This window comes from Paenibacillus sp. FSL P4-0338 (genome assembly GCF_038002365.1).
In the GTDB taxonomy this organism is placed as follows: Bacteria; Bacillota; Bacilli; order Paenibacillales; family Paenibacillaceae; genus Paenibacillus_AQ.
Genome location: NZ_JBBOCG010000002.1, coordinates 413,948 through 431,285 on the forward strand (window position 1 = coordinate 413,948; position 17,338 = coordinate 431,285).

The 17,338-nt window shown below is 55.5% G+C and carries 12 protein-coding genes; 10 read left to right on the plus strand and 2 right to left on the minus strand.

What is annotated here, in order from left to right:
- Positions 1-13: 13 nt before the first annotated feature.
- The 10 genes from MKZ07_RS25900 (at position 14) to MKZ07_RS25945 (ending at position 14,711) form a co-directional block, all read left to right on the plus strand.
- Positions 14-1,357 carry a glycoside hydrolase family 30 protein gene (locus MKZ07_RS25900; RefSeq protein ID WP_341028476.1) on the plus strand — a complete coding sequence of 448 codons (1,344 nt, stop codon included), beginning with the start codon at positions 14-16 and terminating at the stop codon, positions 1,355-1,357.
- A 43-nt stretch (positions 1,358-1,400) separates the two neighbouring features.
- Complete coding sequence (locus MKZ07_RS25905; protein WP_341028478.1) at positions 1,401-4,628, plus strand: cellobiose phosphorylase; 3,228 nt, start codon at positions 1,401-1,403, stop codon at positions 4,626-4,628.
- 344 nt (positions 4,629-4,972) lie between these two features.
- Positions 4,973-5,638 (plus strand): hypothetical protein, encoded by a 666-nt coding sequence (locus MKZ07_RS25910; protein ID WP_076160222.1) that lies wholly within the window; start codon positions 4,973-4,975, stop codon positions 5,636-5,638.
- A 161-nt stretch (positions 5,639-5,799) separates the two neighbouring features.
- Complete coding sequence (locus MKZ07_RS25915) at positions 5,800-6,789, plus strand: ABC transporter permease (RefSeq protein ID WP_036702111.1); 990 nt, start codon at positions 5,800-5,802, stop codon at positions 6,787-6,789.
- An 18-nt stretch (positions 6,790-6,807) separates the two neighbouring features.
- Entirely contained in the window at positions 6,808-7,698 is an 891-nt protein-coding gene (locus tag MKZ07_RS25920; protein ID WP_036702113.1) for a carbohydrate ABC transporter permease, read from the plus strand.
- Positions 7,699-7,797: 99 nt separating this feature from the next.
- Entirely contained in the window at positions 7,798-9,480 is a 1,683-nt protein-coding gene (locus MKZ07_RS25925) for an extracellular solute-binding protein (RefSeq protein ID WP_083678085.1), read from the plus strand.
- A gap of 66 nt (positions 9,481-9,546) precedes the next feature.
- A complete protein-coding gene (locus tag MKZ07_RS25930) occupies positions 9,547-11,442 on the plus strand; it encodes a cache domain-containing sensor histidine kinase (protein WP_341028481.1) in 1,896 nt (631 codons plus the stop codon).
- Positions 11,442-13,025, plus strand: coding sequence for a response regulator (locus MKZ07_RS25935; protein ID WP_036702117.1), 1,584 nt, complete (start codon positions 11,442-11,444; stop codon positions 13,023-13,025). The genes MKZ07_RS25930 and MKZ07_RS25935 overlap by 1 nt, the downstream gene beginning before the upstream one ends.
- 208 nt (positions 13,026-13,233) lie before the next feature.
- Entirely contained in the window at positions 13,234-14,037 is an 804-nt protein-coding gene (locus tag MKZ07_RS25940) for an aminoglycoside N(3)-acetyltransferase (protein WP_076160230.1), read from the plus strand.
- A 38-nt stretch (positions 14,038-14,075) separates the two neighbouring features.
- Positions 14,076-14,711: a histidine phosphatase family protein gene (locus MKZ07_RS25945; RefSeq protein ID WP_076160332.1), complete on the plus strand. Its 636-nt coding sequence runs from the start codon at positions 14,076-14,078 to the stop codon at positions 14,709-14,711.
- 412 nt (positions 14,712-15,123) lie between these two features.
- Here MKZ07_RS25945 and MKZ07_RS25950 read toward each other — a convergent pair whose 3' ends face one another.
- Positions 15,124-16,395: an MFS transporter gene (locus tag MKZ07_RS25950; protein WP_036702122.1), complete on the minus strand. Its 1,272-nt coding sequence runs from the start codon at positions 16,393-16,395 to the stop codon at positions 15,124-15,126.
- A 5-nt stretch (positions 16,396-16,400) separates the two neighbouring features.
- A complete protein-coding gene (locus MKZ07_RS25955; RefSeq protein ID WP_076160235.1) occupies positions 16,401-17,306 on the minus strand; it encodes an ArsR/SmtB family transcription factor in 906 nt (301 codons plus the stop codon).
- Between the last annotated feature and the right edge of the window lie 32 nt (positions 17,307-17,338).

Consider the following 17,338-nt stretch of genomic DNA (forward strand, 5'->3'; position numbering starts at 1 on the left):
AGGAGTGATGGACATGACAACAGTACAAACCGTAGTCACCGCCAAAGATACAGGGGATCGTCTGAGTCCCAAGGATGGCATTCAGTTCAATGCGGACAGCGCCGCGGCAAAAGCAGATATCGTGCTGCGGCCGGAGCAGGCGTATCAGACCATTATTGGTTTTGGCGGCGCATTCACAGAAGCAGCGGCGTATACCTTGTCCCGGATGAGTCCGGCGAAGCGCACAGAGGTCATCCGGCGGTATTTCGACCCGGTGGATGGGCTGAATTACAGCATGGGCCGTGTCCATATCCATAGCTGCGACTTCGCACTCGGCAATTATACGTATGTGGAGGATGGGGATACGGAGCTTAAGACCTTCGATATCTCACGCGACCATAAGTGGGTTCTGCCGCTGATTAAGGATGCCATGGAGGCCCGGGGCGGACCGTTCACCATGCTGGCCTCTCCGTGGAGCCCGCCTGCCTGGATGAAGACCAACGGGGAGATGAATAACGGCGGCTCGCTGAAGCCGGAGTATGCGCCGGTCTGGGCACGGTATTATACCAAATTCATCGAGGCCTACCGCAAGGAAGGCGTTCCGGTCTGGGGTGTCTCTGTGCAGAATGAGCCGGCAGCAGTACAGACTTGGGATTCCTGTGTGTACAGTGCAGAGGAAGAGCGTGATTTTGTCAAAAATCATCTCGGCCCCGTAATGCACGAAGCTGGAATGGGCGATGTGAACATCGTAATCTGGGATCATAACCGCGACATTATGGTCGAGCGCGTGACCCCGATTTTGTCGGACCCGGAGGCTGCAAAGTATGTCTGGGGGACTGGAATTCACTGGTACGGCGGCGAGGAGTTCGGCAACGTGGAGCAGGTGCATGAGCTTTTCCCGGATAAGCATGTGCTGTTCACTGAAGGCTGCCAGGAGGGCGGCGTGCGTCTGGGGGAATGGTTCACGGGTGAGCGCTACGGCCGCAATATGATCGGCGATCTGAATGCCTGGACCGAAGGCTACCTGGACTGGAATCTGGTGCTGGATGAGACGGGCGGGCCGAACCATGTAGGCAATCTCTGCGATGCTCCGGTGATTGCCGATACGGCTGCAGACGAGGTCCACTACAACAGCTCGTATTATTACATCGGACATTTCAGCAAATTTATTGCTCCGGGTGCGGTGCGGATCGGCCTGGATTCGGCAGCGGCAGAGGTGCTGTCGGCAGCGTTCCGCAATCCGGACGGCAGCCTCGCTGTGGTGCTGATGAACGAAGGCGGGGAAGCACGTACGCTGACGCTGGGACTGGGCGCCGAGACCGCCGAATGCACGCTGCCTGCGCACTCTATTGCGACCCATCTGATCACACAGGCTTAGGTCTATGCCGCAAGCATTTATTGATATTTTAGGAGGAGTAAAGATGAGCCATTATACTTTTGATTCAGGGAAATTTATTATCGAGCAGTTCCACGAAGGCAAGCCGTTCGCCAGCTTCCTGCCCGGCCTGGCCGGACTGAAGGGAATCCCGATGTGGACGTTCTATGTGAACCGCGGCCAAGGGATCAGCAGCTTCGGCGTGCGGGACAAAAACTCACCGATCATGGAGTTCTCGCCGGCCAATATCTCCTACAAGAATGTAACATCGACCGGCTTCCGCACCTTCATCAAGCTGAAGGGGGCAGCAGAGATCTATGAACCGTTCCAGTCGGCCCGCCCGGACCCTGAAGCCAAGCGGATCATGACCATTCTGCCGAACGGATTAACCATTGAGGAGACGCATACCGGACATGGGCTGAAGACCACGGTCCACTACTTCAATCTTCCGGGGGATGATTATGCCGCGCTGGTCCGTCAGGTGGAGATTCAGAACATCGGCGGAGCCGAACTTGAGCTGGAACTGCTGGACGGTCTGCCGGAGGTGCTTCCGTTCGGGGTGGCAAACGGCAACTATAAGGAGATGGGGAACCTGCTCCGCAGCTGGATGGATGTGTTCAACCTGGAGCACGGGATTCCGTTCTACAAGCTGCGCTCCGGCACGAATGACGATGCCGAAATTGGCAAGATCGAGAGCGGGCATTTCTATCTCTCCTCCACGGTGGAAGGGGAACTGCTCCGTCCGCTGGTAGACTATGAGGTGATCTTTGGCGGGAATACTTCACTGACCTATCCCGACCGCTTCGCCGCGCTTCCGCTGGCAGAGCTGCTGGCACAACCGCAGTATCCGGTTAACAAGGTGCCGTGCGGCTTCAGCGGCACAGCCCGGACCCTGGCCCCTGGTGCTTCGCTGAAGCTGAACACGATCATCGGGCATGTGAATGATATTGACCGGATTAATGAACGGACGGCGGAGCTGTGCCGTGAGGAGTATTTTGCCGCCAAATCCCTTGAAGCTGCCGCGCTGACCGAGGAGTTAACTGCAGATATCGCCACCCGGACGTCCTCGCCGATCTTCGACGCGTATTGCCGCCAGTCCTATCTCGACAATTTCCTGCGCGGGGGATATCCGTTTATTTTTGACAATGGGGAAGAGGGCTTCGTCGTCCATCTCTACTCCCGCAAGCATGGCGATATGGAACGGGATTATAATTTCTTCTCGCTGGCTCCCGAATATTATTCGCAGGGGAACGGGAACTTCCGCGATATGAACCAGAACCGGCGTAACGACGTCTTTTTCCATCCCAAGGTGGGCAGCTTCAATATCAAAATGTTCTATAGCCTGATTCAGGCAGACGGCTACAATCCGCTCAGTGTACAGGGCACCAGCTTCGAGATTCTGCCGGGTGCGGAAGAGCAGCTTAAGACCTGGCTGGCCGGAGCGCTTGCGGAGCAGCATGCGGGACTTACGCAGCTCCTGGCCGGACGCTTCACCGCAGGCAGTCTGATTAACTATATTGCCGATCAGCAGATTGCGTTAACCCTAAGCGAGCAGGAATTCCTCAGCGGGGTGCTAGCGTTGTCGCAGCAGAACATTGAAGCCGCCTTCGGGGAGGGGTTCTGGTCTGATCATTGGACGTATAACCTGGACCTGGTGGAAGGCTATCTGGATATTTATCCTGAGCGTCTTGGGGAGCTGCTGTTCGGGGATGAGACGTATGCGTTCTACGACTCTCCGGCGTACGTCTTGCCGCGCAGCGAGAAATATGTGATCAGCGGCGGCAAGGTGCGGCAGTTCGGAGCTCTGCTGGAGGATGAGGAGAAGCTGCACAAGCTGAAGCGCAAGGCATCCGGTACCGAGTGGCTGCGCACGCAAGGCGGGCATGGGGAGATCTACCGGACCAGTCTATTTGTGAAAATGCTGTCGCTCGCCCTGAACAAATTCGCTACGCTGGATCCGTACGGTATGGGTGTGGAGATGGAGGCGAACAAGCCGGGCTGGAACGATGCGATGAACGGGCTGCCGGGCTTGATCGGCTCGGGGATGAGCGAGACGCTGGAGCTGAAGCGGATGCTGGTGTTCATGGCGGAAGCGCTGGAGAACAGTGCCGGGCTTCCTGCGTCAGTGGCGCTTCCATCGGAGATAGCGGCGCTGCTGACACAGGTAGAGCAGGCTGTAACGGAAGTGCTGGACGGCTCGCTGGACCCATTCGCATACTGGGACCGCGTTGCCTATGCGCGTGAGGCTTACCGGGCGGAGATTCGCTTCGGGATTACAGGTGAGACCCGCGATGTCTCTCTTACGGTGATTCGCGAAATGCTGGAGCAGTGGCTGCGCAAGACGGATCAGGGGATCGCGCGTGCGGTGGAGATGGGCGGCGGACTGGTGCCAACCTATTTCCGTTTCGAGGCTACGCGCTTCCAGCCGGTCACGGATGCTGCCGGCGAGCCGGTCATCAGCGGCTATGGACTGCCGAAGGCAGTCGTAGAGGCATTCGAGGCTTCAGCGCTTCCGTATTTCCTGGAAGGCCCAACCCGCTGGCTTAAGACACTGGAGGATCAGCAGACCGCCAAGGCCATCTACAGCAAGGTGAAGCAGAGCGGACTGTTCGATCCGGTCACCTCAATGTACCGCACTTCGGTGTCGCTGGAGGAAGAGGGGCATGAGATCGGACGTATCCGGGCGTTCACTGCAGGCTGGCAGGAGCGGGAATCGAATTTCCTGCACATGTCCTATAAATACTTGCTTGAGCTGCTGAAGGCGGGGCTGTATGAAGAATTCTACAGTGAGCTGAGAACGTCGCTGATTCCGTTCCTTGATCCAGAGGTCTACGGACGCAGTACGCTGGAGAATTCGTCGTTCATCTCCACGGGCGGCAACCCTGACCCGCATACACACGGACGGGGATTTGTTGCCCGGCTGAGCGGCTCCACCGCCGAGTTCCTGAGCATGTGGAGAACGATGATGGCAGGCAGCAGCCTGTTCGCTATCTCAGATGGTGAACTAACCCTGGCGCTGCATCCGGCCCTTCCCGGCTGGCTGTTCGACGAGCAGGGAGAGGTCTCCTTCAAGCTGCTGGGCAGCACGGAAGTGACCTATGTGAATCCGCGTCATGCGGATACCTTCGGCGACAGCAAGGCGGTTATTCAGCAGATGAAGCTGGAATTCCGCAGCGGCGAGGAACGCAGTGTATCCGGAGGCTTGCTGCGAGGCGCGGATGCCGAGGCCTTGCGGCGCGGGGAGATTGCCGCGATCCGTGCGGTGATGGAATAAGCTGTGTCTGCATTACCAGTAGAATAAGCTATGGAGGAGGTCCGTTGGGGCCTCCTCTTTGGTGATTAGGGGAAGGGGAACGGAATGTACCTGGTGTAGACGCGCGGACCCAATGTAATCGAAAAACTGATTACAATGGGCTGAAGCTTAGGCCAACATAGACGCTAATTCAGTCAAGCAGAGAATTAGCTTATAATAATGGGGTATAGATTTGATAGCAGCACCCCAGCCGGAATGCGAGGTAGCGGATTGGGTTGGCCTGGATTGGTTGGGTTGGGTTGGTTAGCTTGGCCTAGATTACCTTGAATTAGAGCAGCCAAACAAGAGAGGAGCAGGATGAAGGAATGAGCGAGCTTAAGATGGGACTGATTGAGAAATACTCTTTGATTGTTCCGGCTGCCCAGCGGGAGGCATGGGAGTCGAAGGGCTGGGTGGAAGAACCTGCATTCAGGGATTTCCACTATGAGGCGGAAGAAGGCGAGGCGATGATGACCGCCAGACCCCGAACCCTGACAGAGATTGACACTGACTCGCTGCTGGGCAGCAGGGCAGTGAGATTCTCCACCCATCTGGGAACCTATGGCATGGGCGGTCCCGGGTTCTTCGGATTGCTGCTGGAGAAGGAGGGCATTAGGCAGTATCTTGTGTATGCCGTCTGGGCATCGGGCCAATATATTTTGCTGGACGGCAGAGTGATTGAATGCCACCTAAATTACAACAAGAGCCACCGGCCGTGGATATCCAGCTGGGCAGGGGAGCCTGAGGAAGAGCAATGGGATGAGCTGACGGCAAAAGTAACGGGGAGTGTGGTGTCCGCTGTCCGTCTGACCGGTGAGGAGTTGCGGCTTGAGCTGACTCAGGAGGGCACACGATCCCAGCTTGTATTCTACAAATACCATCAGGATCTGCCCCCGCTCGGAAACGGCCAGCCGCGCAAGCCTGCCTTTGAGGACGGTGTGACCGGTGATTATATCGTACTATCGGAGGAGCATGCGGTTCTGCATGTGTAACAGGCCCCGGCTTGGAGTGCTCAGAGGGACGCTCCAAGCCGAAAAATGAGCCCCTAAATACGAAAAATGAGGCCTTTTACCGAATACCTAAAACGCATACAATACATACATAGAGATGAAAACGCTTCACAATAAAGATAGGTATTTTGGAGGTCCATACGATGGAGAACAAACGTAACACCAAGCCGAATCCGGCCATGGGGCCGCTCATTCCGGCGTCAATCGAAACCGGTTCAGGTCGCAAAAACACACTGTGGAGGAAGTTTGTAGCCCAGCGTCATCTGCAGACCATGGCCCTGCTCGGCGTAGTCTGGATGATCATCTTCAACTACATTCCGATTTATGGCTTGATTATTTCCTTCAAGGAATATAACATCGTCAAGTCGATTGCCGAAGCCCCATGGGTAGGGCTGGAGCATTTCAGGGAGCTGTTCGCTGACGAGGATCTGCCGAATGTCATCCGCAATACGCTTGGCATCAGCTTGATTAAGCTGTTCATCGGTTTTCCGCTGCCGATCATATTCGCCCTGTTTCTCAATGAGGTCCGTTCCATCAGATACAAGAAGGCTATTCAGACGATCTCCTATCTGCCGCATTTCCTGTCCTGGGTTGTACTTGGCGGGATTCTGGCCACCTGGCTGGCTGATGTAGGGATTATCAACAATATTCTGCTTGCACTCAATCTGATTGACAAGCCGATTACCTATCTGGCTGAGCCCAGTTACTTCTGGACCATTATTATTACTTCTGACATTTGGAAGGAGCTTGGCTGGTCTGCCATTATCTATCTCGCGGCCATCGCCGGCGTATCTCCGGAAATGTATGAAGCAGCAACGATTGACGGAGCGGGACGCTTCCAGAAAATGTGGTTTGTCACACTGCCGGCTATTCGGGCAACGATCAGCATTCTGTTTGTTCTGGCCGTCAGTGGGGTACTGAATTCCAACTTCGACCAGATTCTGGTTCTGCGGAACTCGCTCAATGACAGTGCTTCTAACGTAATTGACTACTATATCTATCAGACGGGTATTATCTCCAACCGCTTCTCCTATTCTGCGGCGGTCACCCTGGTCAAAGCGGTTATAGCACTGATTCTGCTGCTGATTGCCAACCAGGTATCCAAAAAAATCAACGACACGTCGCTGTTCTAGGACAAGGAGGACCTATATATGTTTGCTCTAAAACGTAAAACCAAAGGTGAAGCTATCTTTGATATCGTCAATAATCTGGTCATGCTCTGTGTCTGCTTCCTGACGCTGTATCCTATCTGGTATGTGCTGGTCAATTCCTTCAATGACGGGAACGACGCCATGCTGGGCGGCATCTACTGGTGGCCGCGGATGATCACGCTGAAGAATTTCGAAGCGGTATTCGCAAGCCCGGGCATTATGCTCGCCATGGGAATTACGGTAGCCAAGACAGTGCTTGGTGTCGCTGTCCATGTATTCTTCACCGCAATGGTGGCGTATGCTTTATCCCGCAGGGATCTGGTAGGCGGAAAAATCTACATCCTGATCGGCACCGTTACGCTGTTCTTCAACGGCGGTCTGATTCCGACCTTCCTGCTGAACCGCGACCTTCATCTACTGGATAACTTCCTGGTCTATATTATTCCAGTGATGTTCAGCTTCTTCGATCTCATTATCTTCATGACCTTCTTCCGGGAGATTCCCGAGGGTCTGGAAGAGGCCGCCCGGATTGACGGGGCCAACGACTGGTCCATCTTCCTGCGGATCATCCTTCCGGTCTCCATGCCGGTTATTGCGACCATTGCGCTGTTCCACGGCGTGTATCAATGGAATGATTATTTTGCCGGGATTATCTATATCAACAATGTGGACCTGCAGCCGATTCAGACCTATCTGTTCCGTGTAGTCGCCCAGTCAAGCTCCAATACTATGATGGTGGCTGTCCAGGGTAACGCGGCAACAAGGTCGGTAACGTCCCAGTCCATCAAGCTGGCAACCATGGTTGTCACTACGCTGCCTATCGTATTCGTCTATCCGTTCCTGCAGCGTTATTTCGTCAAAGGCATGATGATCGGCTCGATCAAGGGCTGATCATCTCCTTGCTACCAGGTAACTCCTCCAGCGCCCGGGTGTCTTATGGGCAACGGGGTTGAGCTTATAATTATTATTTTCTAGAAAAGGGGTAAACAAATGGGCATGAAACATAAGCCAAAGAAAATGGGTCTGCTGCTTGCAGGACTAATGCTGACCTCCTTGGCGGCAGGCTGCTCCAGCAGCAATAACGCAAGCGGGAGCAACACTCCGGCGAATACGGAAGCTACCAAAGCACCAGCCACAGAAACAACAGCACCTGCACTGAACGCAGATGAGCCGGGCTGGAAAAGCGATACTTCACCGATTACCTTCGACTGGTACCTGAACTTTGCCTGGTTCGCCAACAAGTGGGGCGTTGACCCGACTTCGCAATATATTACCAAGAAGACTGGCGTTAACGTGAACTTCATCGTTCCTGCCGGTAATGAGAATGAAAAGCTGAATACGCTGATTGCTTCCGGCAAAATGCCTGACTTCATCACGCTCGGCTACTGGGAAGATGCGATCAAAAAAATGGTGGAAGGCGAGCTGGTGCTTCCGCTGAACAAGCTGGCTGAGGAATATGACCCGTACTTCTTCAAGGTCTCGGATAAAGATAAGCTGGGCTGGTACACACAGCCTGACGGCAACGTCTACGGCTATCCTAACTCTTCCTCTTCTCCTGCCGACTACGAAAAATATGGCGATACTTATGTTTCCAACCAGACCTTCGCGGTCCGCAAGGATATCTATGAAGCGATCGGCAGCCCGGATATGCGCACACCTGAAGGCTTCCTTGGCGCCCTGAAGGCAGCCCAGGAGAAATTCCCTGAAGTGAACGGACAGCCGCTGATTCCGCTGGGTCTGCATGAGTTCACCGAGAACGGCAATGATTCCCTTGAAGGCTACATTCAGAACTTCCTGAACATTCCTTGGGAAAAAGACGGCAAGGTCTACGACCGCGAGAGTGACCCTGAGTATGTCCGCTGGATGAAGACCCTCCGCCAGGCGAACCAGGACGGACTGCTTGCGAAGGATATCTTCATTGACAAGCGTGCTCAAATGGAAGAAAAGATCGTACAGGGCCGCTACTTCGCAATGCTATATCAACGTACGGACTTCGGTTCCCAGCTCGGCACTATCTTCCAGAAGAACCCTGAGCAGGTGTACATTGCAGTAGACGGTCCGGCTAACACCAAGATGGATCAGCCTGCACTGAACGGCCCTGGGATCTCCGGCTGGACCGTAACCCTGATCTCGAAGGATGTTAAGGATAAGGCGCGTGCGATTAAATTCCTCAGCTATCTGAACAGTGAAGAAGGCAATAAGGATCTTTATCTGGGCGAAAAAGGGGTCAGCTATGATACAATTGACGGCAAGGACCAGTTCCTGCCTGAAGCGCTGAAGCTTATGAACTCCGACCGTGCAGCCTTCGATAAGCAATTCGGCTCTTCCTTCACTTTCTGGATGATGCAGAATACGAATATTACCGACCAGTGGAAACCGGAATCCGTGGAGCCGTTCAAGCAACTGGAAGACTGGACCAAGGGCAAATCGATCAATACTTCGGAGTTCCAGTTAATCGATCCTACGGGTAACTCACCGGAAGGCATTATCGCCACCAAGCTGAAACAGCTCCGCGGCAAAACGATGCCGAAGCTGCTGATGGCTGATTCCGATGCGGAATTCGACAAGATCTGGACGGAATATATTGCGAAAAAGGATAAGGAAGGCCAAGCGACCTTCGATGCCTACCGCCAGACGAAATATGAAGAGAATAAGAAAAAACTCGGAATGTAAGTTTTTAAATATATGACCCAATGGCCCGCATACTGCGGGCTTTTGGGCTATTTTCAAGAGGTGGGCATGAAAGAGAGAACAGGGGCATTATGGCACTCCTTCCACTACTGGTGGGGGCGGAGATCACTGCAGAGCCGGCTGATTGCGGCCTATATCTTCATTATTCTGGGACCCAGCCTGCTGGTGTCCTTCTATTCGTATCAGGAAATCAACAACACCTATATGCGGGATTCGATCGAGAAGAACAGCTATCTGCTGCAAATGGAGAGAATGCATGTACTCAACCAGATCGAGGCGATGGAACGGGCCCTTCAGATGGCGTATAGCGATAAAAGTGTGCGGGATTATCTGATCAGTGAGGACGATCCGACCCTGGGTGAGCTGATTGACTTCAATACGACTACCTTTTTGAATTTCAGCCAGATTCAGTTCAACAACCCGAATATCGAGCATCTGTATCTGTTCTCTGCCAGTCCGAATGTGTATGAGCTGTGGCCTGTTATTTTTCGTGAATCCCGGGTCTCTATGGAGCCCTGGTTCCAGCAGGCCATGAGACTGGAAGGAAGGCGGAATCTCTGGTCCTTTCAAAATACGGACATTGATCTGATGCAGCGATTCTCTGGGGGAGCCGGGGAAGGCCAGCCGAAGGTATCCGTGCTGCGGGAGATCAGTATCCCGGCAGGGAATCATATCGGAATGGTTCAGGTAGATATGTTGCTTAGCAAGTTCACGCCCAAGACTTATACCTCTGTGCAGGATAACGAATCCCAGATGGTCATTGTGGATGATGCGCTGAATCTGTTCACGCGCACCGACAACTCCTTCCTGACCACTGATTCCGGGCTGAGCGCAGCGATCAAGGAACGGCTGGCCACCTACCGCAAGACCGGGGAATGGGAGATGGATTACAAGGAGAACGGGAACTCGTTCCTGCTGATTCAGGCGCCGGTGGAGCAGATTGATGCCTCCCTGGTCACTGTTGTCTCGATGAAAGGCCTCATGAAGGATATTTCGCGGACCCGTAATTTGATTATCGGGGTGAATATCGGTTTTATTTTCCTGGTTACAGCGATTACGTATGTGCTGAATGCATTCATTCTGAAGAATCTCCGCCGCCTGACAGAGACGATGAAGAAGGTGCGCCGGGGCGAGCCGTATGGCAGTATTAAGGTCAGCGGGGGCGGAGAGGTCGGAGAATTGGCGCATCATTTCTCCAAGCTCATGAATACAATCAATACGCTGGTTGCCCAGGCGGTCTATAAGCAGGCGCTGTCCAAGGAGGCAGAGCTGCGGACCCTGCATAATCAGATCGATGCCCATTTCCTCTACAATACGCTGGAGAATATCAAGATGCTGGCCGAAATCGAGAACCAGCGGACCATCTCGGATGCACTGACCCGGCTTGGCGGAATGATGCGTTATAATTTCAAATGGACCGGGGAATATGTGAAGCTGAGAGACGAGCTTCGCCACATCGAGAATTATATAGAAGTCATGAATATCAGGTTCGAACACACCATTCAATTGGAGCTTCATATTGACAGCGCTTATCTGGAAGTGGAGGTGCTTAAGATGTCATTGCAGCCGATTGTGGAGAACAGCGTGAAGCATGCCTGGAATGCAGACGGCGTGGAGTTAACGGACCGGATTGTGAAGATCGAGCTTACAGAGGCGGAGGGGGATATCTTCATTGTCCTGCGCGATAACGGGCTGGGGCTGACGCAGGAGCGGCTGGTGGAACTGCATGAGGCGATCTATGCGAAGGAAGAGCTTGGAGCGGGCGCTTCCGGGATTAGCAGCGGTGGATATAAGGCGGGAGGCGTTGGACTGCGCAATGTGCATCAGCGCCTGCAGCTCTTTTACGGGGAAGCCTATGGACTGGAAGTGCAGAGCGAAGCAGGGAAGTGGACGGCAGTGTACATGTCTCTGCCCAAAGTTCTATTGACAGGGGATAATCAGTGATGATAAATCTGATGATTGTGGATGATGAGAGAATGATCCGTCAAGGTCTGAAGGTGATGATCGAACGGGAATATCCGTCGGTCTACAATATATCGATGGCGGGAAACGGTGCAGAGGCACTGGAGCAGTATAAGCGGGAGCGGCAGGATGTGATTATCACCGATATCCGGATGCCGATCATGGACGGGATTACGCTGCTGGCGCGGCTGTCTGCGGAAGCAGGGGCGGGCGGAGCTCCGGCTGTGATTATTCTCAGCGGCCATGATGATTTCGAATATGCCAAAAGCGCGATCCGCTACCGCGTTAAGGATTATCTGCTGAAGCCGATCCGCCGCGAGGAGCTGTTCGAGATTCTCGAACGCATAGCCAAGGAAGGGGCGGAGCGGGAATCCAGCAGCCACAAGCAGCTGCAGGAAGCAGAGGGCTACCGCCGCGAGCTGCGGGCGGCCCGTCTGCGCAGCCTCCTGATGCAGCAGGAGGGCGAGGTATCGGCGGCCCAGCAGGAGGAGCTTGCGGGGCTGGCGCTGCCTTTTACAGTAGGGGTGCTGAACTATTATCACAGTGACGGTACACGGATGAAGCCTGGAGAGGTGCAGGGGCTGCTGGAGCAGCTGGGCGGACCGCTGGAGCACAAATTCACGGAGATCCTGACGGACGGGGACGGGAAGCTGGTGCTTGTCGGAGAGGGGGAGAACTTCCTGGAGCTGGCGAGGAAGGCCGAGTCCAAGGAGTTAACGCGGCTGCTGCTCGGAATCAGCAGGGAGAGCCGCAGTGCCGAGCAGTTCCGCGCCTGTTATCTGGAGGCTTGCCGGGCGCTGCAATATACCTTCCTGTCGCCGCAGGCCAGCTTCGTGGACTATACGGATATTCAGGCTGGGCGGCTGAGCTTCCCGCTCCCCGAGGAGGAGCTGCGTAAGCTGCTTAATATGCTGGGCACCGGGCGGGAGAAGGAGATCAAGGCGTTGCTTGGTGTTGTTTTTCAGACGGAGCATCTGCTGAGGCTGGATCTGAGTTACCTGGAGAATGTTGGGCGGAGTATGAATGAACGTGTACTGGATGAGGTGTTCCGTACCCATGGAGAAGCTTCGGTGGAGGTGCTGAAGCTCTACCGCCAAGTGGGCAACCTGCATAATTTCCGCCATTTCCACGACTATTACCGTGCGCTTGAGCATCTGCTCCTGAGCGTTAACGATTATATTATAGGCATCAAATCCGCCCACACCGAGCATGCCGATATGGAGGAAGCGCTGGCTTATATCGAAGCGAACTATGCCCGCCCGCTGAACATGGCGATGGTCAGTAATTATGTGTCCCTCAACTATTCTTATTTCAGTGAGGCATTCAAGGCCTACACCGGGGAGAGCTTCGTGCTGTATCTCAAAAAAGTCCGCATCCGCCACGCCAAAGAGCTGCTGGCCGATAACCGGGTCAAGCTGGCTTCCGTCTCCGAGTCCGTCGGTTTCGAGAACAGTAAGCAGTTCGCACGGGTATTCAAGGAACTGGAGGGCATCTCTCCCGGGGAGTACCGGGCGAAGCTGCTGATGGGGCGTTATCCCGGCCAGGCTGAGGATAAGGAGTCTTAGGGCTAGAGTAGATACAAGAACGATGGCAGATATAGCATTAGGTCCGGGTGACAAGAAGACTTGCGGTTCAAATATAAGAATTCATATGTTTCACATGATAAATTATCCTTCTATTTCTCGCTGAAACGATACCGTCCTTAAAAGGACGGCAAAGTCGTTTCCACTTGTGATCTATGATAGGATGGATGGAAGGTCTGGAGGTATTTGTATGGAAGAGATCCAAGGAACACTGATTACGACAGATAGACTTGCCGCCGATTTCCGGCGGCTGGGTGTGCAGGAGGGAATGACGCTGCTGATGCATTCCTCCTTCAAGTCACTCGGGCAGTGGGTGGCAGGCGGACCCGTTGCCGTGATCCTCGCGCTGGAGCAGGTGCTGGGCGGGGAAGGAACACTGGTGATGCCGACGCAATCCTCGGATCTGACCGATCCGTCAGGCTGGAGCAGACCGCCGGTGCCGGAGGCCTGGTGGCCGGGCATCCGCGAGCATATGCCGGCGTACGACCCGGACCTCACGCCGATTCGCGGCATGGGGATTATCCCGGACTGCTTCCGCAAGCAGCGGGGGGTGCGGCGCAGCAGTCATCCGATTGATTCTTTTGCCGCCTGGGGGAAGAACCGGGATGTCATTATTGACGGCCATGGCCTGGAATATGCCTTCGGAGAGCGGTCGCCGCTGGCCCGGATCTATGAGCTAGGTGGAAGCGTGCTGCTGCTGGGCGTGGACCATGGGAACAACACCTCGCTGCATCTGGCGGAGTACCGGGCGGATTATGCCGGGAAGCAGGAAGTGATCGCAGGCGCTCCGATGCTGGTGGACGGTGCCCGGCAATGGGTGGAGTTCAGTGATTACAACTGGAATTCGGATGATTTCGCTCAGCTTGGCGCGGACTTTGACAAGGAGACCGGGCGGATTGCCAAGGACTTCATTGCAGCATCTGCGGCGCAGCTGGTCCCGCAGCGGGAGATAGTCGATTATGGGGTGAAGTGGCTGGAGCGCTGCCGCAGGTAATTATCGATACATACTTGGGTAAAGGGGAATCGGAATTCATGACTACTACAGTGTATATTACAAGACACGGGCAGACGGAATGGAATGTGCAGAAGCGGATGCAGGGTCATCAGGATTCGCCGCTTACGCCGCTGGGCGTCCAGCAGGCGGAATGGCTGGGCAAGAGCCTGCAGGATGTCCATCTGGACGCGGTTTATGCCAGCTCCAGCCCCCGGGCGCTGCGGACGGCAGAGATTATCCGGGGGGAGCGGGAGATTCCGCTTACCGCCTATGATGAATTCAGAGAGATTAACCTCGGCATCTGGGAAGGCCGGGAGGCCGGTGAGCTGGAGGAGCAGTACCCGGAGCAGCACCAGCTGTTCTGGGGTGATCCGGCGCTGTTCAGTATCCAGGGCGGCGAGACCTTCGCCGCCGTGCAGGAGCGTGCGCTCGGCAAGCTGCGTGAACTTATCGACCGGCATGAAGGCGGCACGATACTTATTGCCACCCATACAGTAGTGGTGAAGGTGCTGATGGCTTATTTTGAAGGCCGGTCCATGGAGAAGCTGTGGGATCTGCCCTACATCCACCCTACCTGCCTTTGCAGAATTGATATTACTAACGGCGTGCCGGAGATTGTGCTGCACGGGGATACCAGCCATTATGTGACTGCTCATGGCGAGCTGGAGTCCTGAGCAGCAGTTAGCGGATAGCAGCACAGCAGGTGCAGTTACGATAAACAGGCGATGCGCATGTGGCATCGCCTGTTTGGCGTGGGGCGGCGTGGGACAGATTACGGCGTGCGGGAGATCCTGATCATTGTGCAACACTGCGTCTGGATAGGAGCGGCTTGCGCAAAGATTCTGCATAAAGTGCAACACTGTGGCTCGATAGGAGCAACCTGGGCGAAGATCCTGCACGAAAGGCAACAATCCAGCTCCCGCTAGCCCCGAATCGCCCGAAATCCTGCAAAAGTTGCAATAATGTGCTGTAACCAGTATCTAAATTAGAAAAATCCTGCATAAAGTGCAACACAGTGGCTCGATAGGAGCGGTGTGGGCGGAGATCCTGCGCGAAATACAACACTGCCAGCTCCTTGAGGTCCATCTACATAGAGACATTGCCCGTCAGCGCAGCCTCCTGGCGTTGGCGGTCCCGCTGCTCCAGCACAGACAAGTCGCCGTCCAGCATCTTCAATCCAGGCAGGCGTAGGGCTACTCCGGCGTACAGCACCGGAAGCAGGCCTGCGGCAAGCAAAAGCACTGGAACCCCGTACAGCTCGGCGACCGTACCGGCGGCCAAGGCGCCAATCGGCGACAGGCTCCCGCCAATCAGGAAGCGGACCGAATTCACCCGGCCCTGAAGCGGACCGGGCACGAGCCGCCCGTGCAGAGAGGAGCTTAAGGAGCTGAAGAAGGGCCCCATCAGCCCGGCGGCGAATACGGCGAATAGGGCGAAGGCATAGCTGGGGATGAAGCCCCACAGCATGGTGACGATGCCCGACAAGCCCAGGCTGCCCAGCATGACAGCGCGCCGCTGCTTAATCTCGCCCATGATGGAGATGACCCCGAGCCCGGCGAGGTAGCCAAGCGCAGACACTGTGGACAGTGTGCCTACAGCCGCTGCATCGCGGTGCAGCACCTCACGGACATAAGGGACCATCATCGTCCATATAGCTGTGGAGCTAAGATTGCTTACGGCAGCCATCATCATGATCGTCAGCATAGCGGGGAACCGCCGGTAGAACGAGAAGCCTTCGGCCACCTCCCGCAGATAGCCGGATATGGAGATGGCAGCGGCAGGCGTTCCGGCCGGCTTGCCCATCCGGGGCAGCCACAGCAGCATGGCAATCGCAGCCATATAACAGACGGCGTTGACCCCGAGCGCCGGCAAGGCACCGCTGGCTGCGGTCAGGATGCCGGCAAGCGCCGGGCCGAGCAGCACGGCAGCGCCCTTGCAGCCGTCAATGATGGCGAAGGCGCGCATCAGCTTGCCGGTCCCGGCGATTTCGGGGATGACGGCCATGGCCGTCGGCAGGAACAGCGCGGAGCAGGCACCGCTAAGACTGGCGGCAGCGAACAGCTGCCAGAGCTGGAGATGGCCGGCGAGTCCCATGCCGAGCGGAAGCAGGAGCGCCAGCAGCCGCAGCACGGCGAGGCAGGCCATGAACGCTGCGCGGGGCAGCCGGTCGGACAGCGGCGAGCCGAGCAGGCGCAGCACTAGCTCGGGAATCATGGAGCTGAGCGCAAGCGCCCCCATGGCTACCTTGGAGCCAGTCAGGTCATAGACCAGCCACTCCATAGCCAGCAGCCCAAAGGCATCGCCGAACGCGCTGAGTGAAACCGTGGATAACAATCCGTAATAGCTCCGTTTCTGCAACCTGCTCACCCCTTCAGATAATTCTCAATTTGCCCGGGCAGATCGTCCAGCGCCTCCAGCCGCAGGCTGTAGGAGACACTTTTGCCGCTGGTGTGAACGATGACCAGACCTGCTGCGCGCAGCGCGATCAGGTGGTAGTGAATCGTGCTTTTGGACAGCTGGACCGCCTTCACAATCTCCGTGAAATTCATCTGCCGTCCGGTAAGCTGCCGGAGAATGAACAGCCGGGTCTCATCCGACAATGCCCGGGTGAGCCGCAGGAGAGCGGCAGCAGGACGTCCTTCTCCCGGAGGGAGCGCATCGCAGGAGTAGCTGGTGAACACAAATTCATCATATTGAGAAGAGATGACCAGCGGACGGGCATGATACTGCGGAGTGATAATAACCTGCTTCAGCGTCTCCGACGGATAGAGCCGCATCCCTCCGGTAGCTGCCTCATATAGAGCCATATCATTCGTGCCGTCCAGCATCGCTGCCCGTACTTCGGCCTCCTGCCGCAGTCCTTCTATAATGGCCGGATCAATGCTGCTGAAATAGCTGTCATTCCACACGCGGATCACTTCAGCCGCCGCATCCCGCAGCCCGGCAAGATTCGCAGGCACACTCTGTCCGAACCGTCCGGCAATGTTGTAGAGTTCCCCCGGAGACAGCTCTTCGAACCAATGCAGGAATTCCTCCGCCGTACGCTCTCCGGGACAGCTCCAGATGAAGGGGGAGAGACTGAAATTATCGGTGAGCTTCAGCACTTCCTTCATACGCTGGAGCATGACAGGGGCGAACTGTGTCTGAACCTGGCGGACCCAGGGGGTCCCGGCATCCATAGCGGTATGATTTTGCTTGCCGATAAAAGCGTTCAGGCTGGTAATGCATTCATAGATAGGCGCGAAGTCTACAGTTACTTTATAATCCATAAGAAATTCCTGCTTTCTTGTGTAGTAGGGTT